The following is a 23,344-nucleotide window of genomic DNA, read 5'->3' on the forward strand; positions in this document are numbered from 1 at the left end:
GCTCCGTCTCGGTCACCGCTGGGCGCTGCACCGGCGCCTCAGCCGTGCAAGCCCAGCTCGCCCGCGCGCATCCCGGCCTGGAACCGCGAACTCGCGTCGAGGGCGTTGAGCAGTTCGGCGACCCGGCGTCGGTAGGTTCGCAGGGACATGCCGAGCTCCCGTGCGGCTGTCTCGTCGGTGGCGCCCGATCCCAGCGCCCGCAGGACGGTCCGGCTCTCGGCATCGAGCCGGGGCTGGTCGCCGTGCAGGAACGCTGTGAGATCGGTGGCGGTTTCCCAGGCGGCTTCGAACAGCGCGTATATCCCGCCGACCAGACTGAACGCGGTGGTCATGGTGTACTCACGACCTTCGGGGGCGTTCAGGCCGGCGAGGATGGCGAACCGGCGGTCGATGATGATCGTCTCGTGAGGGAGAGCGGTGGCGGCGATCCGCACCTGGACGCCTCTGCCAACGAGCTCGCTCAGGTGCTCGCGGCTGCGCTCGTCAGCCAGCACAGCGGGACTGTACAGCTTGCGGATCTGCCGAGTGCCGCTGCTTCCCAGCCGGTCGCGGGCGGCCTGCCGGGCTCCGGGACGAGACCACGTGGTGAGGTCGCGGGCGGCACAGATGAACTCCTCCCTGACAGAGGAGAACAGGTGCTCGGTACGAGCGAGGAGTTCCAGGTCACCGCGGATCGTCACGATCTCTGCCACCGCGCCATTCTGCCCGACGGCAGCAAGCTGCCACGGGCTCGCGGCCTGAACCCCCCACTGTCCAAGCTGAGTTCATGAGCAATGACTACCACCTCGGTGGTGACCTTCCGGTCAACCGGATCGGCTTCGGGGCCATGCGCCTGCCCACGAACAGCTTCCGTGGTCCGGCCCGCGATCCCGAAACCGGTCGCGCCGTCCTGCGTCGCGCCGTTGAACTCGGCGTCAACCACATCGACACCGCCGCCTTCTACACCAGCGGCGACGGCACCGTTCGAGCCAACGCCCTGATCCGCGAGGCCCTCCACCCCTACCCGGCCGACCTGGTCATCGCCACCAAGGTCGGCCCGGCCCGCACCCCCGACGGGGGCATGATCGAGACCACCGATCCCGCAGATCTACGACCGCTGGTCGAGGAGAACCTCGAAACCCTCGGCGTGGACCGCCTCGATCTGGTCTACCTGCGCATCGGGGGCATCGAGCCGCCGCCCCCGGGCGAATCCGTCGCCGAAGCCTTCGAGGTGCTGGCCGCAATGCGTGAGGAAGGCCTGATCCGCCACCTCGGCCTGAGCAACGTCGACACCGGCCACCTCGCCGAGGCCCGTGCGATCGCACCCGTCTCAGCCGTCCAGAATCACTTCCACGCCGCCAAACGCGATGACATGGAGCTCCTGGCCGCCTGCGAGGAGGCCGGTATCGCCTACGTGCCGTTCTTCCCGCTGGGCGGCGGCGTGAGCGACCTCACCGGTGACCGCATCACCAAGATCGCGGACCGGTATGACGCCACAGTCCCTCAGATCGCCCTGGCCTGGCTGATCGCCTCCTCACCCGTGACCCTGGCCATCCCCGGAACCGGCTCCCTCGCCCACCTGGAGGAGAACACTGCCGCCGGGTCGATCTCTCTCACCCGGGAGGATCTCTCCGACCTCGCCTGAGGAGGACGGCGGCAGCCGGCCACGCGCGCGTGGTCCCACCGTTCGCGATGGGCCCTTCGACGTGCGTGGTCTCAGTTGCCGTCGATGTGGTCTCAGTTGCCGCGACGGAGCCGGGGCTCGGCGTCGATCTCGGCGATCAGGGCCTCGATGCGGGTCTTGATCTCGTCGCGGATGGGGCGGACGGCCTCGACGCCCTTGCCCGCCGGGTCCTCCAGGGCCCAGTCGAGGTACTTCTTGCCGGGGAAGATCGGGCAGGCGTCGCCGCAGCCCATGGTGATGACGTAGTCGGACGCCTGGACGGCCTCGGTGGTGAGGATCTTCGGCTTGGCGTCGGCGATGTCGATGCCTACCTCCTTCATGGCCTCGACCGCGGAGGGGTTGACCTGGTCGCCGGGGACGGAGCCGGCGGAGCGGACCTCGATCCGGTCGCCCGCGAGGTGGGAGAGGAATCCGGCAGCCATCTGCGAGCGTCCGGCGTTGTGGACGCAGACGAACAGCACGGAAGCGAGCGGGCTGGAGGACATCGGCTCTTCTTTCGTCAGCAGTTCTTGCTTCGGCTCTGACTGGTATCAGTTTGGGCTGATGTGACAGTATCAGCCCATGATGACGTCAGTCGACACTGATCTGATCCGGGTTCTGGCCGACCCGCTCAGGCTCCAGATCGTGACCTTGCTGGCCAAAGAGACGCTGTGCACCACGCACCTGGTGGAGGAGACCGGTGCCCGGCAGACCAACCTCTCCAACCACCTGAGAGTGCTGCGCGAGGCCGGGGTCGTCGAGACGGAGCCGTGCGGCCGGTACACGTACTACAAGCTGCGCCCCGACGTCATCGCCCAGCTCGCCGGCCGGTTCGCCGACCTGGCCGAGTCCGCACGCACCGCCGCCGACAACAAGAGGGCCTGCCCGTGACCCGCACCGAAGCGTCCGCGACCGCCGAGGAGTCCTCGGTCGTCGCGAAGCTGTCGACGCTCGACCGTTTCCTCGCCGTCTGGATCCTGCTCGCCATGGCCGTCGGTCTCGGCCTGGGCCGCGTGATCCCCGGCCTCGACGACGCCCTCGCCAAGGTCGAGATCGGCGGCATCTCCCTGCCGATCGCCATCGGCCTGCTGATCATGATGTACCCGGTGCTGGCCAAGGTCCGCTACGACAAGCTCGACGCCGTCACCGGCGACAAGAGGCTCATGGTCTCGTCGCTGGTCATCAACTGGCTCGTCGGGCCGGCGGTCATGTTCGCGCTGGCCTGGATCTTCCTGCCGGACCTGCCCGAGTACCGCACCGGCCTGATCATCGTCGGTCTCGCCCGCTGCATCGCGATGGTCATCATCTGGAACGACCTCGCCTGCGGCGACCGGGAGGCCGCCGCCGTGCTCGTCGCGCTGAACTCGGTCTTCCAGGTGCTGGCGTTCGGCGTGCTGGGGTGGTTCTACCTCGACCTGCTGCCCGGCTGGCTGGGCCTGGGCGACGGCGAGCACCTCGACATCTCCATGTGGAAGATCGCTCTGAACGTCGTCATCTTCCTCGGCATCCCGTTGCTGGCCGGGTTCCTGACCCGCCGCATCGGCGAGCAGAAGCTGGGCCGCGAGCAGTACGAGTCGGGCTTCCTTCCGAAGATCGGCCCGTGGGCGCTGTACGGCCTGCTCTTCACGATCGTCATCCTCTTCGCCCTGCAGGGGAGGACCATCACCTCGCAGCCGCTGGACGTCGCCCGTATCGCGCTGCCGCTGCTGGTGTACTTCGCGGTGATGTGGTTCGGCACGTTCGCCCTCGGCAAGGCCATCGGCCTCGCGTACGACCGCACCGCGACCCTCGCCTTCACGGCGGCCGGCAACAACTTCGAGCTGGCCATCGCGGTCGCCATCGCCACCTTCGGCGTGACCTCCGGGCAGGCGTTGTCGGGCGTGGTGGGGCCGCTGATCGAGGTGCCGGTCCTGGTGGCGCTCGTCTACGTCTCGCTGGCCTGGCGGCGGAAGTTCACCGCCGGTCGGCGGCTGACGGCGGCCCCGGCCCCGCAGGAGAGTTGACGCGCTGCCCGGACTGCACGCTACGGCGACCGGGCCGGTCCCGCCTCCGCCACGCTCATCGGCGTCGGACGGCCTGCCCGGGACGCGGCCCGGGCGATCGCCGGCCTGCTCGCGCAGGTCGCGGTCAGCCCGCGGCCGACGTGCCGGTCAGCAGCTTTCCCATCGCGGCCAGCACGGACGGCTCGACGCGGTAGTAGACCCAGGTGCCGCGCCGCTCGGAGGTCAGCAGCCCGGCCTCCTTCAGCTTCTTCAGGTGGTGGGAGACGGTCGGCTGCGAGACGCCGACATCGGAGATGTCGCACACGCACGCCTCGCCGCCCTGGTGCGAGGCCACAGCTGAGAACAGCCGCAGCCGCACCGGGTCCCCCAGGGCCTTGAACATCCGCGCGGTGGTTTCGGCCTCCTCCGCGGTGAACGGACGCTCGGTGAGGGGCGGGCAGCACGGCGCCACGGCCTCGGGGACATCGGCTTCCAGCAGCGGCAGCGTCTTCGTGTTCGACATGCATCTATGTTGACATGCATCGAATCAAGGGGCCAGACCCCCCCCAGATTCGATGCATGTCTATGTTGACGGCCATCGAAGCAAGTGTCATGCTGACCACACAAGACATCGACGAATGTCGAAGCAAAGGGGAACCTCGTGGCCGTGCCCACCACCCACCAGCTGCCCGTCGTGGTCATCGGAGCCGGCCCGGTCGGCCTGGCCGCCGCGGCCCGTCTCGTCGAGCGCGGCCTTGAACCGCTGGTCCTGGAAGCCGGGCCGTCGGCCGGCACAGCCGTACGCGGCTGGGCGCACGTGCGGCTGTTCTCGCCCTGGTCGGAGGTCACCGACCAGGCCGCGGAGAAGCTCCTCGCCCCGACCGGCTGGACCCGCCCGGACGGCTCCGCGTACCCCACCGGCGGCGACTGGGCCGAGACGTACCTCCAGCCCCTCGCCGACGTCCTCGGCGACAAGGTCCGCTACGGCGCCACGGTGACCGGCGTCGCCCGCGTCGGCCGTGACCGGATCGTCGACTCCGGCCGCGACGAGCAGCCCTTCGCCGTGCACATCCTGTGGGCCGACGGGCGTGAGGAACGGATCGTCGCCCGCGCGGTCGTCGACGCCTCGGGCACGTGGTCCACCCCCGGTCCGCTGGGCGCCGACGGTCTGCCCGCCCTCGGCGAGAAGGCCGCCGCCGGACGCGTCTCCTACCGCGTCCCCGACCTGGACGACCCGGCCGGCCGCGCCCGGTACGCAGGCAAGCGCACCGCCGTGGTCGGTTCCGGCGCCTCCGCCTTCACCGCCCTCGCCCACCTCGCCGACCTGGCACAGGACGAGCCGGGCACGCACGCGGTGTGGATCCTGCGCCGCGGCATCACCGGCTCGACGTTCGGCGGCGGCGAGGCCGATCAGCTGCCCGCTCGCGGCGCCCTCGGCCTGCGCGCCAAGGCCGCGGTGGAGGAAGGCCGCGCGAGCGCGATCACCGGGTTCCGTACGCGGGCCGTCGAGCGGGACGGCGACCGGCTGGTCCTGGTCGCCGAGGACGGGCGCCGCCTCGACCCGGTCGACGAGGTCATCGTCCTGACCGGTTTCCGCCCGGACCTGTCCTTCCTCTCCGAGATCCGACTCGGCCTCGACGAACGCCTCCAGGCCCCGACCGCGCTCGCCCCGCTCATCGACCCCAACGTCCACTCCTGCGGCACCGTCTACCCGCACGGCGTGAACGAGCTCTCCCACCCGGAGCAGGGCGTCTACCTGGTCGGCATGAAGTCCTACGGCCGCGCCCCCACGTTCCTCGCGATGACCGGCTACGAGCAGGTCCGTTCCGTCACCGCCGCGATCGCCGGAGACCGTGAGGCCGCCGAGCGCGTCGAGCTGACCCTGCCGGAGACCGGTGTGTGCGGCGGGGCCGGCCTGTTCGACGAGCCCGACGCCGCCCCGGCCGAGGGCGGAGGCTGCTGCGCCACTCCGGCGACCTTGCAGATCGGCACCGGCGCCCCCGCCACCGCCTCCGGTGGCTGCTGAACTCCCCACCCATTCCAGGAGGTTCGCCATGACGTCCCGTGTACAGCTCGCCCTCCGCGTCCCCGACCTCGCCGAGTCCGTGGCCTTCTACACGAGGCTCTTCGGCACCGAGCCCGCCAAACTCCGCGACGGCTACGCCAACTTCGCCATCGCCGAGCCCCCGCTGAAGCTCGTGCTCATCGAAGGCACCGCAGGCGAGGCGACCCGCATGGACCACCTCGGCGTCGAGGTCGAGACGACCGAGGCCGTGCACGCCGCCACCGCCCGCCTGGCCGAGGCGGGCCTGGTCACCGACGTGGAGAACGACACCACCTGTTGCTACGCCCTCCAGGACAAGGTCTGGGTCCACGGCCCCGGCCGGGAACCCTGGGAGGTGTACGTCGTCAAGGCCGACGCCGACTCCCTGGCCAAGCAGTAGGACGACATGAGCGGGGCGCTTGTGCGGAGGGTCAGTCGCAGCACTCGCAGCCCGGGCGGCAGCCGCACGCGTCGTCCGTGTCGGCACGGACGGCGGGGGCCGCAGTGGCCGAGGGTGCACAACAGCCCTTGCCCTGCCAGGCGTCGCGGCCTTCCTTGACGGCGATGGCTGCGATGACGAGGGCGGCGACGGGGTCGGCCCAGGACCAGCCGAGGGTGGCGTTGAGGACCAGGCCGACCAGGAGCACGGCCGAGAGGTACGTGCACAGCAGGGTCTGCTTGGAGTCGGCGACCGCGCTGGCGGAGCCCAGTTCACGGCCCGCGCGGCGTTGGGCCGCCGACAGGAACGGCATGACCGCGAGGGAGAGGGCGGCCAGCACGATGCCTGGAACGGAGCGCTCAGCCTCCCCCGTGCCGGTCAGCGCACGGACGGCGTCGACAGCGACGTAGGCGGCGAGCGCGAAGAACGACAGCGCGATGATCCGCAGGGTCGTCTTCTCCCGCGCCTCGCGCACGGTGTGCTCACGGGCGGAGAACTGCCAGGCCACCGCAGCGGCGGAGGAGACCTCGACGACCGAGTCCAGGCCGAAGCCGATCAGGGCGGTCGAGGAGGCGAGAGTGCCGGCGGTGATGGCGACGATCGCCTCGATGACGTTGTAGGTGATGGTCGCCGCGACCAGCAGACGTACCCGACGGGCGAGCAGGTCCCGGCGGGCCGGGGAGCGGTCGAGGGATATCGCGGTCATCAGCAGCATCCCTTGTCGTCGGCCTCCGCACAGGTGCGGTCGGTCTCGACGGCCACCACGGCCGCACGCAGGTCGTCCAGCGCGTGACCGAGGCGCTCGTCGGCCAGTTCGTAGCGGGTGCGGCGGCCGTCGGGCACGGTGACGACCAGTCCGCAGTCGCGCAGGCACGCGAGGTGGTTGGAGAGCCGGGTGCGGGAGATGCCGAGGGTGTCGGCGAGATCGGCGGGATAGGCCGGGGCCTCGCGCAGCGCGAGCAGGATGCGGCAGCGGATCGGGTCGGCGAGGGCGCGGCCGAAGCGGGCCAGCACTTCGATGTCGGGGGCAACAGTCAGCACGGGAAGGACAGTACATCGATTCCTGAATTCACGGAACCATGGATCGTCCGGGCGGCCCCTACAGATCCTGCCGCGTCCGGCCCAGGCCGGGGAAGCGATCCCCGGCCTGGGCCGTCCCGTTGCCGGGACCGCTGTCAGCCGACCTCAGGGAGCGGCCGAGGGGTGATCGGCGGGTGTCCCTGGAGGCTGCTGCCGAGCTGCGGCTGTCCGTCGGTCGACAGCAGGTAGGACGTCGGGGTCAGACTGCGCGCTCCTGTGACGGTGAGGGTGATGTCCGTGCCCAGGAGCGTGGTGAGCGCGCCGCTGCCGCCGTCCTCGCCGAGCGCCGCGATCGTCAGGTCCTTCCTGCCGTCGCCGTCGAGGTCGCTGAGCAGCAGCCGGGAGCCGAAACCGTCGCCGGCCTCGTTCTCGCCGGGGACGCCCTCGGTGCCCTGGTCGAAGACCTGGCGATTGGTGGTCGTGGGCCCGATGGAGCCGCCGTACATGACGGTCACGTGCCCGGCGTCGGCGACGGTGCCGCTGTCGGTGTCCTCGTTGGGATCGCCGACGGCGAGGTCGTCGTAGCCGTCGCCGTTGATGTCACCCGCGGCGAGTCCGGCGCCGTACCGGTCGTACAGGCCGTTCTCACCCGGCGTGTCGAAATTGCCCTGATCGAGGGTGTGCCTGTTGTCGTCCAGCGTCCAGGTGGGGTCGGTATCGGAAACAGGGCGGCCCAGGACATAGGTGATCTCGCCACCGTGGTCACCCGGACGACCGAGGACGATGTCCCCGTAGCCGTCATTGTTGAAGTCCCCGAAGACCGAGGAGTAGCCGCCCATGTAGCCGACCTGCATGGCCCTCGGGTCCAGGCCCAGCGTGCTCGCGTCACCACCGCTCCGATAGAGCTGGTAGTGGTTGAACAGCAGATCGTCCGCACCGTCGCCGGTGACGTCACCGGCGGTGAGGGCGACGACCTCGCCTCCCCAGGCGTTCAGGTTGCCCAGCGGATGGGTACCGCTGTCGGCACCGTCCCTGGCGATGCCGCCCGCGTACAGCCAGGCCTGGGCCGAGGTGTTGCCGGCGGCGAGGTCGTCCTTGCCGTCGCCGTTGAAGTCACCCGCGGCGAGGGTCCGCCCGTGGGCGTCCTGGTCGGAGCTCGTGGGATCGGCGAGCCGGGCACTGCTCGACAGGCCGGTCGGCGAGCCCCACAGGATCTGGACGATGCCGGCGTCCTGGTCGTCCCCGACGTCCTCGCCCGGGGTACCGGTGGCGAGATCGGCGAAGCCGTCGTTGTCGAAGTCGGCGATGGCCACGGAGAATCCGAAGTGGTCACCGGCCTCCGCCTGGCCGCCGACGCCCTTGGAGTTCTGGCTGATCGTGACGCGCTCGGCCTGCGTGGCGCCCGCGCCGTCCGCGGAACCGTACGCGATGGTGACGGCCCCGGCGCCCGCCGTGCCGTCGACCGTGGCGTCGGGGGCGGAGGCGGCGAGGTCGACACGGCCGTCGCCGTTGAAGTCCCCGTAACGGCCGGACACCGAGGCACGATCGCCGGTCGCCGCGAAGGCGCTGCCCGCGACGGTGGGCACCAGCAGACCGCCTGTCAGGGCGGCGAGAGCGACGGCGGTTGCCATGCGGCGGCTGCGTCCCGACGAGCGGTGTCTTCCTTGTTCAGATGTCACGCAATGTCTCCCGGAGTAAAACGCGCTGACCCCAGTCGGGGGATCCGTGGACCTGGCGTGGGGGGTGGGAGAAGAACGTCAATGCAGGTGGTCGTTCGGCCGACTGTTGATCACGAATACGTCGGCGGCAAAGATAGCTCACATGTTCCCCACGCCACTCCTGCCCAGGGAGGAGTTCGCTGCGCGATCATGTGGTGTTCACGCTCGGTGGCGGGCGAAGGGCGTGAGCCACGACGGGGCCCGGCCGGCTCTCCGGCCCGCTCAGTCGCCGGTGTCGTCCGGGTCGCGCGGCCAGATGGCGATGGCCGTCAGGACCGCCGCCCACACACCCAGCGGCGCGATCGGCCAGTAGTACGTCAGTTCTCCCTGCTGGGCGCAGCGCACGCCCCAGATGGCGGACATGATCAACGCCCCGCCGAGCCAGTAGCGCCATTCGGCCAGCCAGTCGCGGAGGTCTTTGCGGTCCTGGTCGGCGCGGCTGGGCGCAGGGGTGGGCAAGTCGGCTGTCAGGGCGGTGAGCTCGTCGGCGGTGCGTGCCTTCAGGGCCCGTTGGGAGCGGGTCTCGTGTTCGGGGGGATCCAGTCGCCCCTCGGCCAGCGCCGCCGCCAGTACGCCGAGCACTTCGTCCCTGTCGCCGTCCGAGACCCGCAGCGCGGGCGGGGCCGGCTCATGCCGATCAACCATCATTGTCCCCTCTCGGGCACCGTGGGGCGCCCGACTGACGGTGCTTTAGAATACGACTGTATCTTAAACGTGGAGTGTGACGATGCCCAAGACCGTCGACCGGGAGGAACAGCGCCGTCAGATCGGTGCGGCGCTGCTCCAGTTGGTCTCCGACCGGGGCCTGGACGAGGTCAGCGTGCGCACCGTGGCCGCCGCGTCCGGCCGCTCCGCCGGAGCCGTGCAGAAGTACTTCCGTACCAAGGACGAGATGCTCGCCTTCGCGGCCGAGCTCGTCGGCGAGCGTGTGGAGCGCCGGATGGCCGAGGTGGACACCTCACTGCCGTTGCGCCGGGCGCTGCGGGAACTGATTCTGACCACGCTGCCCGTGGACGTCGAACGACGCGCCGAGGCCACGACGCAACTCGCCTTCGCCGTGCACGCGGCACACCACCCCCGCCTCGCCGCGATCCGGCGGCAGGTCGACCAGGACATCCGTCAGGCGCTGGCCGCCTGGCTGGAGACCGCCGGGCACGGAGCCGAAGCGGCCGTCGTCATCGCCGATGCCGTGATCGCGGTGTCCGACGGGCTGGCCCTGCGCATGCTGTACACCCCGCGGGAACGCGAGCATCTGCTCACCGTCCTGGACACGGCCCTGGACGCCCTGCTTTCGGAACAGGCGGCGAGTGAGGCTTCTCTGTGAGCGGCCTCGGCCATCGACTGCGGGGCCCCTGTGCCGAGCGGGGCCTCAGCCGGTGGAGGGCCGCCCGCCCGGGCGGTCCGACGCCGGCCACACGTACGGCAGGTCGTCCGGGACGCCGGGGAAGACGTCCGCGTAGGCGGCGGGGTCCTTGCGGACGAGGGCCGAGCGGTGGCTGTGGTGGAAGAGGGCGTCGCCCAGCCAGGGCGGCAGTTCGCCCTCGGCTGCCAGGACCTGCTGGTCGCGGACCGGGGCGTGCGGGCGGGTCGCCGCGAGGTCGGCGACCAGGGTGGCCGCGCAGCTGTCCTGGTGGCCCTGTTCGCGCCAGACGCGGCAGATCTCCAGGCCGTAGCGGACGAGTGCCTCCTCATAGCCGGCCCACATCCGGACCGCCGGGTGGCGGCGCCAGCCGTAGCCGGGTACGACCAGGCCGCGCAGCACCTGCAACGCCTCGACCCGCTGTTTGCCGAGCCGGCGGCGGTCCAGGACCAGGGCCGACTCCCGGAAGCCGGGATGGGGGAGGAAGGTCTGCACGACGTCCCGTCCCGGTGTTTACCGCTGCGCGCCGGTGCTGCGGGTGCGGGACGAGCGGCGGCGGCCGAGGGCCAGAGCCAGGGCGATCATCGTGACGCCCAGGGCGAAGTGCAGCCAGTCGTCGGCGGCGTTGAGGGGGACGAAGTTGGCGTCGCTGTCGTGGCCGACGGACAGGCCGTAGACCCACAGCACCAGGTAGACGGCGCCGCCGACCAGCAGGTACGAGTACGCTCCGGCGACCGTGCCGGCCAGGGCCAGGCCGGCGAGACCGTAGGCCAGGTGCACGATGTTGTGCAGGATCGAGACCTGGAACAGGCCCAGCAGCTCGGCGCCCGACTCGTGGGTGGCGAACTCCATCGAGCCGTAGTCGGTGGTGACGCCGGGGATGAACCCCAGCACACCGACCAGGAGGAAGACGACGCCCACCAGCTGGGCGGCCCGCTGCACGGGCGCCGCGGCGGCCCGGTGGGAAGTGTGTGTGGTCATGGCCGGTGGATCCTCACTGGAGAGACAGTGTCTGTTCCGCCCAGATGGTCTTGCCCGTGGCGCCCTGGCGCGTGCCCCAGCGCCCGGTCAGCTGGGCCACGAGGAGCAGGCCGCGCCCGCCCTCGTCGTAGGTGCGGGCGCGCCGCAGGTGGGGAGCGGTGTTGCCGCCGTCGGAGACCTCGCAGATCAGGGTGTTGTCGTGGATCAGACGGAGCTGGATCGGCGGCTGAGCGTGCCGGATGGCGTTGGTGACGAGTTCGCTGACGACCAGTTCGGTGACGAAGGCCGCGTCGGACAGGCCCCACGTCTCCAGCTGCGCCACCACGTCCTTGCGGGTCTGGGCGACCGCGGACGGGTCGTACGGCACCGCCCAGGTGGCGACCTGGCTCGCGTCGAGCGCGCGGGTGCGGGCGACGAGCAGGGCCACGTCGTCGGCCGGGCGCTGCGGCAGCAGCTCGGCCAGCACGGTGTCGCACAGGGCGTCCAGCGAGGGCGCCATGGGGGTGCCCCCTGCTCGAGCGAAGCCGCGAGCTTGGGGGAGGGCGAGAGCCTCCCGCAGCCGGTGGACACCGGCGTCGATGTCCCGGTCCCTGTCCCGGTCCTCGATCAGGCCGTTGGTGTAGAGGACGAGCAGGCTGCCCTCGGGCAGGACGACCTCGGTGGCCTCATAGGGCAGGCCGCCCACGCCGAGCGGGGGCGCGGCCGGGAGCCCGACCAGCTCGACGCGCCCGTCGGGGCTCACCACGGCCGGCGCCGGATGCCCGGCCCCGGCGAGGCAGCAGCGCCGCGACACGGGGTCGTACACGGCGTACAGGCAGGTCGCGCCCACGTCCCCGGAGGTTTCCACGCCCTCCCCGCCCTCCTCCTCGACGCTCAGCCGGGCGACCAGGTCGTCCAGGTGTGTCAGGAGCTCGTCGCTCGGCAGGTCGATGTCGGCGAGGGTGCGTACGGCCGTGCGCAGTCGGCCCATGGTCGCGGAGGCGTGCAGGCCGTGGCCGACCACGTCGCCGACGACCAGGGCCACCCGCGCCCCGGAGAGGGGGATGACGTCGAACCAGTCGCCGCCGACGCCGGCGTGCCCGCCCGCCGGCAGATAGCGGGACGCGACCTCGACCGCCGCCTGCCGGGGCAGCCGCTGCGGCAGCAGGCTGCGCTGGAGCGTGACAGCCGTGGCCCGCTCCCGGGTGTAGCGGCGGGCGTTGTCGATGCTGACCGCGGCCCTGGCCGCCAGTTCCCCGGCCAGGACCAGGTCGTCGTGCCGGAAGGCGTCGGGGTTGCGGTACCGGACGAAGAACGCGACGCCCAGCGTGGTGCCGCGGGCGGCGAGCGGCACGGTCATCACCGAGTGGATGCCGAACGCCCGGATCCTCTCGGCGCGGGCGGGGTCGTGGGCGAGCCACTGCGTGAACGCCGGGTCGGTCACCCCGTGCAGGGTGGGCCGTCCCGCGCGCAGGCTCTCGTAGGGCGCCGAACCCTCCGGGTAGGAGTCCACCTGGCCGGCCGTCACGATCGCCTCCGGGGCACCCGGGGTCACGGACCGCATCGCCACCCGCCGCAGCAGCAGCGGCCCGTCCGGCGGCAGGGCCTGAGCGGGCGGTTCGGGTACGTCGTCCAGCGCGGCGAGCAGGTCGACGCCGGCGAAGTCGGCCAGGGCCGGGACGGTCACGTCCGTCAGCTCCTGGGCCGTGCGCGTCACGTCGAGCGTGCCGCCGATGCGCCGGCCGGCCTCGGCGATCAGCTGGAGCCGCTTGCGGGCCCAGAACTGTTCCGTCGTGTCGTGCGCGGAGAGGCAGACGCCCCGGATCGTGCCCTCGGCGTCCCGCAGCGCGGACTCGAAGACCGACCAGGCGTGCTCGCGGGTCTCGCCCGGGGTGCGCAGATAGTTCTCCTCGTACTGCGGCTCGCCGGTCCGCAGCACCCGGGCCATGCTGCGTTCGGCCCGCTCACCGGCGGCGTCGTCGACGATCTCGGACACGCGCAGGCCCAGCATCTCCTCCTCGGTGAGCGCTACGGCCTGCTCCATGGCCTCGTTGGCCCGCCTGAGCCGGAGCCGGGTGTCGTAGATCGCCATGGCGCAGCACGGGGACTGGGCGAAGCTCCAGCTCACGAGGGATTCGTCGAGGGCGGGCCGGGGCTGCCGGCGGGTCAGGGCGGAGAGGAGGAGCCAGGCGCCGGCGCCGGTGCCGGGTTCCCTGTGGTGGGCGAGGACCCTGACGGTCAGCTTCCGGCCGTCGCGGTGCCGGAGCGCGACGTCACCGTTCCAGCGGGGCAGTCCGGCGAGCGTGGGCAGGCCGCCCCGTACCGGGATCGGCTCGGCCAGCAGATCCGCGGCGCGGCGACCGGTCATCTGCCGTGCCGAGTACCCGAGGAGCCGCTCGGCGCCCCCGTTCCAGCCGGTCACCCGGCCCTGCTCGTCGAGGGTGACGCGGGCGGTGAGGGCCTCGCCGACGAGGGCTTCGAGGGCCTCGGGTTCCGCTCCGGGCGACCGGGTGGCCCGGCCGGCGGTGACGGGCTGCTCCATGATCGGTCATCTCGCTCTCGCGGAGAATCAGCCATAACCGCGGATATATTCGTTATCACCTGCTTACCCCGAATGCGAGGCCCGTACCGGCTCGCAGGCGGAGCCTGCCGCCGCCCGGTCCGGGTAACCGGTCCCCCATGGGCGAGATCCTGGTGGGCACGTGTTCCTGGACCGACCGGGCGCTGGTCGGCAGCGGCTGGTATCCGGCGGGGCGGCGGGACGCCGAGGGGCGCTTACGGCACTACGCCGAGCGGTTCCCGGTCGTCGAGGTCGACGCCTCGTACTACGCGCTGCCGAGCGAGCGGAACAGCCGGTTGTGGGCCGAGCGGACACCGGACGGGTTCGTGTTCGACGTGAAGGCGTTCTCGCTGCTGACCGGGCATCCCACCAGGGAGGCGGCGATGCCGGGCGGGCTGCCGGCCGATCACCGGGACCCTGCCGTGCTCGACGAGGTGTGGGCCCGGTTCGCGGCCGGGATCGAGCCGCTGCGGCGGGCCGGGCGGCTCGGGAGCGTGCTGTTCCAGTTCCCGCCGTGGTTCCGGCCCGGGGAGCGGGCGGAGATGCTCCTGCGGGAGTGCGCCGAGCGGACGCGCGGGTGGCTCGTCGCCGTGGAGTTCCGGCATCCCTCGTGGTGGGAGCCGGGCCGGGCGGAGGCGACGTGCGCGCTGCTCGCCCGGTACGGCATGGCCGCGGTCGCCGTCGACATGACGCAGTCGCTGCCCTCCTCGATGCCGCCCGTCACCCCCGTCACCTCGCCCCGGCTGTCCGTCGTACGGTTCCACGGACGCAGCACCGCCTGGGGGACCGGCAGCAAGGAGGACCGGTTCCGGTACGCGTACGGCGAGGAGGAACTCGCCGAGTGGCTGCCCCGCGTGCGTCGGCTGGCCGAGCGGACCGAACAGGTCCACGTCCTGTTCAACAACTGCTGCGGCGACGCCGCCGTCCGTGCCGCCCAGTGCATGACCCGGCTCCTCGACGACGACCGGTCGACGGCGGCACCGAGGTTGCCTAGGGCACGATCCGCACCTGCTTCGACACCGTCACCTGGTCCACGTCCGACACCCGCACGGTCGTCTTCATCGTCCAGGTCCCGGCGAGGGGCAGGTTGACGGAGTTGGTGCTCCAGTAGCCGCCGACGTCGGTGAGTCGGGCGTCGATCGGGCCGACCTTGCGGGAGGGCAGGGTGAAGGTGATGCGGACCTCGGGGACGACGACCAGACCCTTGTCGGCGCCGTAGACCACGGCCTGGACGCCGTTCTCGCCGACGCGGGCCGGGTCCAGGGTGACCTCCACCGTGCCGCGGCCGGACAGCGTGCCGGTGCTTGTGCCCGTGTCGAAGGGCACCGTGGTGAGGGTCGTGGGGGGCAGCGCACCCACCGGGGAGCGCTGCGCGGCCTCGGCCTGCGCGCGGCCCGGCAGCGTGGTGGTGAGCAGTGTCGTGATCAGCAACACCACGGCGGCGACGGCGACTTCGACGAGGACGGAGCGGCGCAGACCACGACGCCGGGCGTCCGCTTCGCCGGAGTCGGGGGTCGGCCCGGACGCGCCCGACGGCTCCCGCTGTCCCTCCGGCGCTGCCGGCTTCTCGGGCTCCCCGGCTTGCCCGGGCTCCCCGGGTTCACCTGTCGTGCCGGATGCCCCGGATTCCGCCGGCGCCTCCAGTTGTGCCGGCGCCGCTGCGCCGACCGGCTGCGGGACGCGTTCCGGTACGGCCGTCCGGGCGGTGGCCGCCGTGGCCGCGAGGCGGGCCGTCCACCGGCGCGAGTACCCCGCCGCCAGCAACAGCGCGGTCACCGCGACCAGTTTGGCCAGCAGCAGCCGGCCGTACGACGTGCCGGTCAGCGCGGCGAAGGAGCCGAGGCCGCGCCAGGACTGGTAGAGGCCGGTGACGGCCAGGACGGTCACCGAGGCGAAGGCGATACGGGAGAAGCGGGGCACGACCTCCGTCAGGGTGTCGACGGAGGCCCGGCGCAGGGTCAGGAGCAGCGCCACGAGGCCGCCGAGCCAGACCCCCGTCGCCACCAGGTGCAGCACGGACGACGTCATCGCCACCGGCACCTGGATCCCGGCGGAGGCGTGCTCGGCCGCCGCCCAGGTCAGGGCCAGGGCGACGGCCAGGGCCGCACCCACCGCCCGCGTCAGGGGCTCTTGGTGGTCGCGGCGCCTGAACAGCCGTAGCAGGAACGCGGCGGTCAGCAGCAGGACGGCCAGCCTGGCGAGCAGGGCCAGGCCCGGGCGGCTGGTCAGGGTGCGTTCGAGGGCGGAGAGGTCGAAGGCCGCGGCCGGGCCCGCGCCCGTCTCGTACGGGGCACGCAGCATCAGCAGGACGGCCGTCGAGCCGAGCAGTGTCCACCAGGCCGCCACCAGCGGTCTGCGCAGCGGGGACGTGTCCGCGGGCCGGCACAGCAGCGCGAACGCCACCGTCCCGACGAGCAGCGCGGCGGCGAGGTAGGCGAGATAGCGGGCGGCGTCGTAAAGGCCGCCGGTCAGCGCGTCCTCGGCCGGGCCGGTGTCGACCTGCGCGGTCGTCGCGGACCGTTTGCCGACGGAGAAGGTGAAGGCGCCGGAGACCGGGTGACTGTCGGCGGACACCACCCGCCAGGCCACCGTGTAGGTGCCCTGGGCGAGCTTCTTGGGCAGTCCGACCCGGGCCGTGTCGGACTGGCCGTCCGCGTGCTGCGCCTCGCCGGTGTGCACGCGGCGCTGGTCCGGGCCGAAGACCCGGAAGGAGTCGTCGAGCAGGCCGACGGACTCCGTGAAGGTCAGGGTGAGGTGGCGGGGAGCACGCTGGACGACGGATCCGTCGTCGGGGTCGGTGCCACGGAGGGCGGCATGGGCGGAAGCGGGGGCTCCGCTGAAGAGGAGCAGGACCAGCACGGTGCCGAGCAGCACCAGGGCCTGGGCTCGCCGGGGGTGTCCGACATTGCGCTCCTCGTTCCGCCGTTCGTGCACGTCGTTCTCCGGGGTCGGGCTGTACGGCTCCCGGTTATGTACGGATGGGAGGTGTGCGGCGCTCAGTCCCTACAAAACAGGTCGGCACAGCCCGGGGATGCGGCCGGCCGCTGCCGGATAGCGTGCCGTCAACTCCGCCGCGTCCCCGTGTTCGTAGCCCTCGAACGTGAAGCCGGGGGCCATCGTGCAGCCGAACAGGGTCCACTGTCCGCCCTCGCGCACCCTGCCGCCCATCCACGTGCCCGCCGGGACCGTGAACTGCACGTGCTGGCCGCCGAGTACGTCCGGTCCCAGCACCGCCGTCCGTGTGCTTCCGTCCGGGGCGAGCAGGAGGAGCTCCAGGGGATCGCCGAGGTGGAAGTGCCAGATCTCGTCGGTGGGCAGGCGGTGCAGGGCGGAGAAGTCGTCCGCTGTGAGGAGCGCGACGATCGCCGTGCCCTCGGGTCTGCCGTCCGGGCGTTCGGGACCGGCCCAGGTCTGACGGAACAGGCCGCCCTCGCGGGGGATCGGCTGGAGGCCGTAGTGGGCGATGAGGTCGTCGGGCGTCACCCGGAAAAGAGTATCTCCCGGTCCAGGAAGGCGAGCTGGGCCTTCTTCTCGGGCAGGTACACGTCCGGCAGGTCGATCTCCGGCAGGACCACCACCGGCCCCGCCGTGAAGCCCGTTCTGAGGAACCGGGCGACCGCCTTCTCGTTGCCGACGTCCGGGTCGACCACGATCCGCCGGCGGTCCAGTCCGAGCAGGACGTACCGGGCGACGGCGGTCAGCAGCCGTGCGGTCCAGCCGGAGCGCGCCCCGCCCGGACCGGCGGGGGCGGCCAGCAGGTGGATGCCGATGTCGCCGGGCCGGACGTCGTAGCACTCGCTGACGCGGTCCGCCTCGGGCTCGTAGGTCTGGAGGAGTGCGACCGGTTCGCCGTCGCGGACGACGAGGAAGGCGTGGTGTGTGGTGAGCGTGTCCATGTGGGCGTAGATCTCGGCCACCTGACGCTCGGTGAGGCCGGTCATGCCCCAGAAGACGGCCCGGTCCTCGCTCACCCAGCGGTGGACCGTCCCGGCGTCGGCCTCCGGGTTCAGCGGCAGGACGCGGACGGTACCGAAGCCGTCGGTCACCTGCTCGTGGACGGCCGTGCGGGAGGCGTACGGGTCAGACATCGGTCTCCTTCTTCAGCAGGGTCCAGTCGGTGACGACCGGGACGAGGTCGCCGGCGAGCCACAGGGGGAGCTGGTCGCGGTGGTGGGGCGAGCCGGGAACGCCCGAGGCGCCGAACGGGACCACCCAGCGGCTGTCCTCGCGCCGGGCCAGGTCCCAGACGTAGCGGGCCGCCGGGCCGCGCGCGGCGCGGTCGGTGAGGCCCGGCACGCCCGAGGTGCACAGCACGCAGTCGTGGTCGCCGGACAGCCCCGGTTCGTCGTACGGCGTCTGAGGCTCCAGCGCCCGCCAGGGGGCGAGCCGGTGGGTGTCGCCCCAGACACCGGCCGGCGGCCGGGCGGCCACCTCCTCGACCGCCGCGCGGACGGCCGACTGGCGGTCGATGCCGTGCGGTTCCTCGGCCCGCAGCAGGTGTTCGAGGGCGAAGGCGATGCGCGGGACGAGGGCGAGCCAGGGCCGGAACAACTCCGGATACGCCGGCGGTGTGGCGAGTGCGGCGAAGGCGGGGTGTGCCGCCAGCTGCCGTACGACCGCGGCGCGCACGGCCGAGTAGAGGGCCGCGTCGGCGCTGCCGGCGTCCATGCGGCGGTTCCAGGCGAGGAGGCGGTCCCGGAGGGCGGAGGCCTCGGGGGTGAGGGCGTCGAGGGGGCGTGCCGGGCGTCGCAGGGCAGGCGGGACTTTGCGGACACCCCCTAGGGCCCGGAGGTGGTCCAGGAGGGCGGACGCGGAGGCGAGGTGGGTGTCCGTGTGGATGGCGGGCATGTCGGCGGCGGACCAGCGTTCCTTGCCGGCGAGCAGCTCGGCGATGCGGTCGTGGCGGTGGGGCGGGGCGAACTCGACGCCGACGGGTTCGGCCGGGCCGCGCTGGTTGGCCATGACGGCGACGCCGTCGGTGAGCCCGGCGCGGGGTGTCTCCTGCCAGCCCTGCCACTCGTGGCCGGGCTCCCAGGCGGGCACCAGGCGCAGGCGGTTGGCCTCGGCGCGCAGCGGCACCCGGCCGGCGACGCGGTGCAGGACGCCGCCCCCGGTGTCGGCGGCCTGGACGACGTTGACCGGCTCGGCCCAGCGGTCGAACGCCCGGTCCACGTCGGCGACCCGGCGGGCCCGCAGCAGCGGCAACAGGGCGCCGAAGCCGAGGTCGCCGGTGACGCGGGGCGGGTGGCGAAGGCTGATCGCCACGGGCGGACCGGACGGGTCTCCCGCGTCGGACGGATCGCCGTCGAGCCCCTCGGGGCCGCCGATGACCACCGGGCCCCGGTCGGTCTCGATCACCTCGACCTCGACCTCGACCGGCTCCTCGCCCGCCACCTCGACGACCTCCGTGTGCCGGGCCGCCCGGTGCCAGACCCCGTCCGGGCCGAGGGCCTCCACCCCGGCGCCGGTGCGCCGCAGCCGCTCCCGGTACAGGTCCTGGTAGTCGGCCATGGCGTTGGTGATGGCCCAGGCGACCGTGCCGGTGTGCCCGAAGTGGGCGATGCCGGGGACGCCGGGGACGGCCAGGCCGACGACGTCGAACTCGGGGCAGGACAGGTGGATCTGCTGGTAGACGCCGGGGTCCTCGATCCAGCGGTGGGGGTCGCCGGCGATGACCGCCTGCCCGGTGACGGTCCGTTCGCCGCTCACCAGCCAGCCGTTGCTGCCGCAGGTGCCGGGGCCGTCGGTGGCGAACAGGCCGATGGCGTCCGCGCCGAGGTGGGCCGCGACCTGCTCACGCCAGAGCTTGGCCGGGAACCCGGCGAAGAGGATGTGGGTGGCGAGCCAGACGCCGAGGGGGGTCCAGGGGTGCCAGGAGCCGGGGGTGAGGCTGGTGCGGGCGAACTCGGGGGCCGCGTCGGCGCCCGCCGCCAGCCCGCCGTTGACGCCCTCCACATACGCCCGCACCCAGTCCGCCGTCTCGGGGTCCCGTCGCTCCAGCTCCGTGAAGCAGCGTCTGGCGGTGTCGTCGACTCTGGCGCGTCTGGCGAACCGGTCCCAGGCCAGGGCGCTCTCGCCGAGGAAGGACGCCGAGGTGCCCTGGGCCCGGTGCCGCTCGACCTCCAGCTGCCAGGCCCGGTCGCGGGCCGTGACGAGGCCCTGGGCGTGGGCGAGTTCGGCCGCGCTGCCCGCGCGCAGATGCGGAATGCCCCAGGCGTCGCGATAGATCTCGGTGGCCACGCTGTGCCCCTACTTTCCTTTAGGTTAGCCTTGCCTAAGTAATGACTGTGGGCGGAATCGTACGCGAAAGGTGAATACGGGATGGGGCAGGGGCGGGGTTGGGAGGGCGCGGTCCTCAGACTGCTGGGGGCGAAGGATTTCGCGTTCACCGTGACCGACGCGCAGGACGTCACCCCGGACTACCGGCGGCTGCGCTTCACCGACGGCGGTCTGCTCGCGGCGACCGGCGTGCACCCGACCATGTGGGTACGGCTGTGGTTCGACAACGCGGGCAAGCCCCACCAGCGGGCCTACACCCTGGTCGACCCGGACCCGGCGGCCGGGACGTTCGGCCTGGAGTTCGCCCTGCACGAGGGCTGCGCCGGCGACTGGGCCAGGGCGGCGAAGCCCGGCGACACCATTGAGGCGACCGTCCAGGGCACCGGCTTCGAGCACCCCGACCCCGCTCCCTCCCACGTCTTCGCCGTCGGCGACCCGGCCTCCCTGCCGGCCATCAACTCCCTCCTGGACGCGCTGGGCTCCGCCCCGGCCACGGTCTGGTTCGAGGGCGGCGACGACGCTCTGCCGTTCCGCACCGCCCCGGCCCGGCACGAGCTGCGCAAGGTGCCGCGCCAGGACTCCGGCGCCCGCCTGGTCGACCAGGTGAAGGCGGACCTGCCCGGCCTGCTCCAGGGCACCTCCGACCCGTACGTCTGGGTCGCCTGCGACACGGCGACGACCCGGTCGCTCGCGGCATACGTCCGCAAGGAGCTGGGCCTGCCCAAGCAGCGGGTGCACGCGCTGGGCTACTGGCGGGCGACGTGAGCCCGGGCGGGGGATGATCGGTGCATGGACGTCACTCTTCACCTCGCCCAGGACCCCGAGGCCGACGCGCTGCTCGGGCGCAGTCCGCTCGCCGCGCTGGTCGGGATGCTGCTGGACCAGCAGATCCCGATGGAGTGGGCGTTCAAGGGTCCGGCGACCATCGCCCAGCGGCTCGGCACGGACGACCTGGACGCGCACGAGATCGCCGTGCACGACCCCGAGGCCTTCGCCGCGCTGCTCTCCCAGAAGCCGGCGGTGCACCGCTACCCGGGCTCCATGGCCAAGCGGATCCAGCAGCTGTGCCAGTACCTCGTCGAGCACTACGACGGTGACGCCGAGGCCGTCTGGAAGGACGCCGCCACCGGCAAGGAACTGCTCAAACGCCTGGCCGAACTGCCCGGCTTCGGCAAGCAGAAGGCCCAGATCTTCCTCGCCCTGCTCGGCAAGCAGCTCGGGGTGCGGCCGCCGGGCTGGCAGGAGGCCGCGGGCTCCTACGGCGAGCCGAAGTCCTTCCGCTCGGTCGCCGACATCACGGGCCCCGAGTCGCTGGCCAAGGTACGTGCCCACAAACAGCAGATGAAGGCAGCGGCCAAGGCCGCGAAGACGACCGGGAAGTAGCGGACCGCGGAGCGAGAGCGCCGGCCGGGTGGCCGGACCGGGGGGGCGCCAGCGCCGTGACCGGGCCAAGGGGGTGGGCGCCAGCGCCGTGACCGGGCCAAGGGGGCGGGCGCCAGCGCCGTGTCCCGGACCAGGTCACAGGCGTCAGCCGCGCGGCCGAGCCCCAGTGGCGGGCGTCAGCCCCGTAGTCCGCCACAGACGGTGGGCGTCAGCCGCGTGGCCGGGCCCTGTTCGCGGGCATCGGCCGCGCGGCCGGACCCAGGCGCCAGCCACAGGCCCACCCCGGGCGCGGGCGCCAGCCGCGGCCCGACCCAACCCGCGGGGGTCAGCCACAGGCCACCCAAGTCGCCGGCGTCATCCGCAGACCCGGCCGACCGCAGGCATCAGCTGCACACGACCCGACCCAGACGACAGGCGTCACCGACCCGCCCGCCCTAGGCCACAGGCACACCCAGCTCGCAGACATCAGCCACCTGACCGAGCCCAGGCGACGGCCCTCAGCCACACAGCCCGACCCAACTCCCAGGCGCCAGCCCCACGACTCCGCCCACGTCACGGGCTTCAGTCACAGGCCCACCCCAAAAAACAGCCATCAGCCAAGCAGCCGCCCCGAACGGCAGGCGTCAACCACACGGCCCGCCCCAGGTGGCAGGCCCCTCCCGGTCGGTCCAAGGATGGACCATGACCGAGCCACCGAGCGGCTCCCCTTGGGACCCGGAGCGCGGGCCCGCACACGGGCATGCGCCCCGCCCGCCCCAGGGTTTGGAACCCCACGTCCCCCAAGGCCCGGGCCCGGACGGCCCTCACACCCACGGACGGCCCGGTCACACCCCTCCCAGCCCACACGCCCCGGCCCCACCCGGCGCACAGGGCCACTGGCCGCACGACCCGCACGCACCCCGGGGCGCCGCGCAGACCGCGAGTCCGCCCTCAAGCGGCCACGAGTCGGAGTCCCCCTTCCCGGGGCCGCTGCACCATCTCTCCCGCGCCGCCTGGCAGACCGTGCTGGTCACCGGGGTCACCTCACTCGTGCTGGGGCTGCTCATCCTGGTCTGGCCGGGCGCTTCCCTGTTCGCCGCCGGGGTGCTGTTCGGGCTGTATCTGCTCGTCAGCGGCATCCTCCAGCTCGCCTCCGCCTTCGGCACGCACCGCACGACCGCCCTGCGCGTCCTCGCCTTCATCAGCGGCACGCTCTCGATCCTGCTCGGCCTGTTCTGCTTCCGCCGCCCCATGCAGTCGATCCTGCTGCTCGCCCTCTGGATCGGCATCGGCTGGCTGTTCCGCGGCATCACCCAGACCCTGGCCGCCGCCCACGACCCGGCGATGCCCGCCCGGGGCTGGCAGGTCTTCCTCGGGATCCTCACCGTCGTCGCCGGCGTCGTCCTCATCGACGCGCCCTTCGAATCCGTCGCCGTCCTCACCCTGGTCGGCGGCTGCTGGCTGCTCGCGGTCGGCGCCGCCGAGATCGTCACGGCCCTGCGCATCCGGGGCCGCCGTACGCCGAGCGAGCGGTTCTCGCAGGCAGTGGGATGAACGGCATACACACGACGGGGAACCACCTCCCGTGAACCCCGCACCGCAGCCGGTCCCCCGCGGCACCCGCCGACACAGGTGGCCGCGGGTGCTGGTCCTGCTGCTCGCCCTGCTCGTGCCCGGCGCGCACGCCGAGGCGCACACGGGGCCGACGGCCACCGTCTCCGGCGAGAGCACGGCCGTCGAGTGCGACGTCCTCGACGTCGCCCTGCGCCCCCCGGCCCGGGGCACCCGGCGCATCGCCGTCCCCCTGCGCCTCACCCCGCTCCCGACCCCCGGGCCCGCGTACGCCGCACCGCACCGCGTGCCCGTGCCGCCGGGCCCACGGCACGACCCTCGCCCCCTGCGTTCCGAGGTCCTGCGCTGCTGACGGGACCGGACACCGGTCCATCAGCCCGTACGCAGCAATACGCAGCAATACGGA

25 protein-coding genes are annotated in these 23,344 nt (G+C 72.5%); 11 read left to right on the forward strand and 14 right to left on the reverse strand.

Annotated elements, in window-relative coordinates:
- Positions 1-38: 38 nt before the first annotated feature.
- On the reverse strand, positions 39-692 hold the full coding sequence (locus PV963_RS21985; RefSeq protein WP_274817463.1) for a DNA-binding response regulator: 654 nt from the start codon (positions 690-692) through the stop codon (positions 39-41).
- A 74-nt stretch (positions 693-766) separates the two neighbouring features.
- Between PV963_RS21985 and PV963_RS21990 the strand changes: the two genes are divergently transcribed.
- Positions 767-1,624 (forward strand): oxidoreductase, encoded by an 858-nt coding sequence (locus tag PV963_RS21990; RefSeq protein ID WP_274817464.1) that lies wholly within the window; start codon positions 767-769, stop codon positions 1,622-1,624.
- A gap of 92 nt (positions 1,625-1,716) precedes the next feature.
- Here the strand turns inward: PV963_RS21990 and PV963_RS21995 are convergent, their stop codons facing one another.
- On the reverse strand, positions 1,717-2,148 hold the full coding sequence (locus PV963_RS21995) for an arsenate reductase ArsC (RefSeq protein WP_274817465.1): 432 nt from the start codon (positions 2,146-2,148) through the stop codon (positions 1,717-1,719).
- A gap of 76 nt (positions 2,149-2,224) precedes the next feature.
- On the opposite strand from PV963_RS21995, the gene PV963_RS22000 reads away from it, so the two are divergent.
- Complete coding sequence (locus PV963_RS22000; RefSeq protein WP_274817466.1) at positions 2,225-2,533, forward strand: ArsR/SmtB family transcription factor; 309 nt, start codon at positions 2,225-2,227, stop codon at positions 2,531-2,533.
- The gene (gene arsB, locus PV963_RS22005) at positions 2,530-3,645 is read left to right on the forward strand and encodes an ACR3 family arsenite efflux transporter (RefSeq protein ID WP_274817467.1); all 1,116 of its coding nucleotides are present in this window, start codon (positions 2,530-2,532) and stop codon (positions 3,643-3,645) included. Before PV963_RS22000 ends, arsB begins: the two co-directional genes overlap by 4 nt.
- A 124-nt stretch (positions 3,646-3,769) precedes the next feature.
- Here arsB and PV963_RS22010 read toward each other — a convergent pair whose 3' ends face one another.
- Positions 3,770-4,147 (reverse strand): ArsR/SmtB family transcription factor, encoded by a 378-nt coding sequence (locus PV963_RS22010; protein WP_274817468.1) that lies wholly within the window; start codon positions 4,145-4,147, stop codon positions 3,770-3,772.
- Between the two features lie 138 nt (positions 4,148-4,285).
- Here PV963_RS22010 and PV963_RS22015 point away from each other — a divergent pair, with 138 nt between their 5' ends.
- Complete coding sequence (locus PV963_RS22015) at positions 4,286-5,650, forward strand: NAD(P)-binding domain-containing protein (RefSeq protein ID WP_274817469.1); 1,365 nt, start codon at positions 4,286-4,288, stop codon at positions 5,648-5,650.
- Positions 5,651-5,678: 28 nt separating this feature from the next.
- The gene (locus PV963_RS22020) at positions 5,679-6,068 is read left to right on the forward strand and encodes an ArsI/CadI family heavy metal resistance metalloenzyme (protein ID WP_274817470.1); all 390 of its coding nucleotides are present in this window, start codon (positions 5,679-5,681) and stop codon (positions 6,066-6,068) included.
- A gap of 31 nt (positions 6,069-6,099) precedes the next feature.
- Here PV963_RS22020 and PV963_RS22025 read toward each other — a convergent pair whose 3' ends face one another.
- The 4 genes from PV963_RS22025 to PV963_RS22040 all read right to left on the reverse strand — a co-directional run bounded on the left by PV963_RS22025 (position 6,100) and on the right by PV963_RS22040 (position 9,490).
- Entirely contained in the window at positions 6,100-6,822 is a 723-nt protein-coding gene (locus PV963_RS22025) for a cation transporter (RefSeq protein WP_274817471.1), read from the reverse strand.
- Positions 6,813-7,148: an ArsR/SmtB family transcription factor gene (locus PV963_RS22030; RefSeq protein ID WP_274817472.1), complete on the reverse strand. Its 336-nt coding sequence runs from the start codon at positions 7,146-7,148 to the stop codon at positions 6,813-6,815. Before PV963_RS22030 ends, PV963_RS22025 begins: the two co-directional genes overlap by 10 nt.
- A 134-nt stretch (positions 7,149-7,282) precedes the next feature.
- Positions 7,283-8,758 carry an FG-GAP-like repeat-containing protein gene (locus tag PV963_RS22035; RefSeq protein ID WP_274817473.1) on the reverse strand — a complete coding sequence of 492 codons (1,476 nt, stop codon included), beginning with the start codon at positions 8,756-8,758 and terminating at the stop codon, positions 7,283-7,285.
- 309 nt (positions 8,759-9,067) lie between these two features.
- Positions 9,068-9,490 carry a DUF1707 SHOCT-like domain-containing protein gene (locus tag PV963_RS22040; RefSeq protein WP_274817474.1) on the reverse strand — a complete coding sequence of 141 codons (423 nt, stop codon included), beginning with the start codon at positions 9,488-9,490 and terminating at the stop codon, positions 9,068-9,070.
- An 82-nt stretch (positions 9,491-9,572) separates the two neighbouring features.
- Between PV963_RS22040 and PV963_RS22045 the strand changes: the two genes are divergently transcribed.
- Entirely contained in the window at positions 9,573-10,169 is a 597-nt protein-coding gene (locus PV963_RS22045) for a TetR/AcrR family transcriptional regulator (RefSeq protein WP_274817475.1), read from the forward strand.
- A gap of 45 nt (positions 10,170-10,214) precedes the next feature.
- On the opposite strand, the gene PV963_RS22050 is transcribed toward PV963_RS22045, so the two are convergent.
- Genes PV963_RS22050 through PV963_RS22060 form a run of 3 tightly spaced genes read right to left on the reverse strand, consistent with a single transcriptional unit; the run spans position 10,215 to position 13,707 of the window.
- Complete coding sequence (locus PV963_RS22050) at positions 10,215-10,700, reverse strand: MSMEG_6728 family protein (RefSeq protein ID WP_274817476.1); 486 nt, start codon at positions 10,698-10,700, stop codon at positions 10,215-10,217.
- 18 nt (positions 10,701-10,718) lie between these two features.
- Positions 10,719-11,186: a DUF4383 domain-containing protein gene (locus PV963_RS22055; protein ID WP_274817477.1), complete on the reverse strand. Its 468-nt coding sequence runs from the start codon at positions 11,184-11,186 to the stop codon at positions 10,719-10,721.
- A 13-nt stretch (positions 11,187-11,199) separates the two neighbouring features.
- A complete protein-coding gene (locus tag PV963_RS22060) occupies positions 11,200-13,707 on the reverse strand; it encodes a SpoIIE family protein phosphatase (RefSeq protein WP_274817478.1) in 2,508 nt (835 codons plus the stop codon).
- Between the two features lie 137 nt (positions 13,708-13,844).
- Here PV963_RS22060 and PV963_RS22065 point away from each other — a divergent pair, with 137 nt between their 5' ends.
- Positions 13,845-14,816, forward strand: a complete 972-nt coding sequence (locus PV963_RS22065; protein ID WP_274817479.1) for a DUF72 domain-containing protein — start codon at positions 13,845-13,847, stop codon at positions 14,814-14,816.
- Here the strand turns inward: PV963_RS22065 and PV963_RS22070 are convergent.
- The 4 genes from PV963_RS22070 to PV963_RS22085 all read right to left on the reverse strand — a co-directional run bounded on the left by PV963_RS22070 (position 14,716) and on the right by PV963_RS22085 (position 19,965).
- The gene (locus PV963_RS22070; RefSeq protein WP_274822088.1) at positions 14,716-16,599 is read right to left on the reverse strand and encodes a copper resistance protein CopC; all 1,884 of its coding nucleotides are present in this window, start codon (positions 16,597-16,599) and stop codon (positions 14,716-14,718) included. The genes PV963_RS22065 and PV963_RS22070 overlap by 101 nt on opposite strands.
- A gap of 129 nt (positions 16,600-16,728) precedes the next feature.
- Positions 16,729-17,208, reverse strand: coding sequence for a cupin domain-containing protein (locus tag PV963_RS22075; RefSeq protein WP_274817480.1), 480 nt, complete (start codon positions 17,206-17,208; stop codon positions 16,729-16,731).
- On the reverse strand, positions 17,205-17,813 hold the full coding sequence (locus PV963_RS22080; RefSeq protein ID WP_274817481.1) for a GNAT family N-acetyltransferase: 609 nt from the start codon (positions 17,811-17,813) through the stop codon (positions 17,205-17,207). Before PV963_RS22080 ends, PV963_RS22075 begins: the two co-directional genes overlap by 4 nt.
- Positions 17,806-19,965, reverse strand: coding sequence for a penicillin acylase family protein (locus tag PV963_RS22085; RefSeq protein ID WP_274817482.1), 2,160 nt, complete (start codon positions 19,963-19,965; stop codon positions 17,806-17,808). The genes PV963_RS22080 and PV963_RS22085 overlap by 8 nt, the downstream gene beginning before the upstream one ends.
- An 81-nt stretch (positions 19,966-20,046) precedes the next feature.
- Here PV963_RS22085 and PV963_RS22090 point away from each other — a divergent pair, with 81 nt between their 5' ends.
- From PV963_RS22090 to PV963_RS22105, 4 genes are all read left to right on the forward strand, one after another.
- A complete protein-coding gene (locus PV963_RS22090; protein ID WP_274817483.1) occupies positions 20,047-20,769 on the forward strand; it encodes a siderophore-interacting protein in 723 nt (240 codons plus the stop codon).
- Between the two features lie 24 nt (positions 20,770-20,793).
- Complete coding sequence (locus PV963_RS22095; RefSeq protein WP_274817484.1) at positions 20,794-21,387, forward strand: HhH-GPD-type base excision DNA repair protein; 594 nt, start codon at positions 20,794-20,796, stop codon at positions 21,385-21,387.
- Positions 21,388-22,068: 681 nt separating this feature from the next.
- Positions 22,069-22,920, forward strand: coding sequence for an HdeD family acid-resistance protein (locus tag PV963_RS22100; RefSeq protein ID WP_274817485.1), 852 nt, complete (start codon positions 22,069-22,071; stop codon positions 22,918-22,920).
- Between the two features lie 31 nt (positions 22,921-22,951).
- Positions 22,952-23,290: a hypothetical protein gene (locus PV963_RS22105; RefSeq protein ID WP_274817486.1), complete on the forward strand. Its 339-nt coding sequence runs from the start codon at positions 22,952-22,954 to the stop codon at positions 23,288-23,290.
- Positions 23,291-23,344: the final 54 nt, after the last annotated feature.

The sequence above is a fragment of the Streptomyces coeruleorubidus genome, assembly GCF_028885415.1.
GTDB classification, from domain to species: Bacteria; Actinomycetota; Actinomycetes; order Streptomycetales; family Streptomycetaceae; genus Streptomyces; species Streptomyces coeruleorubidus_A.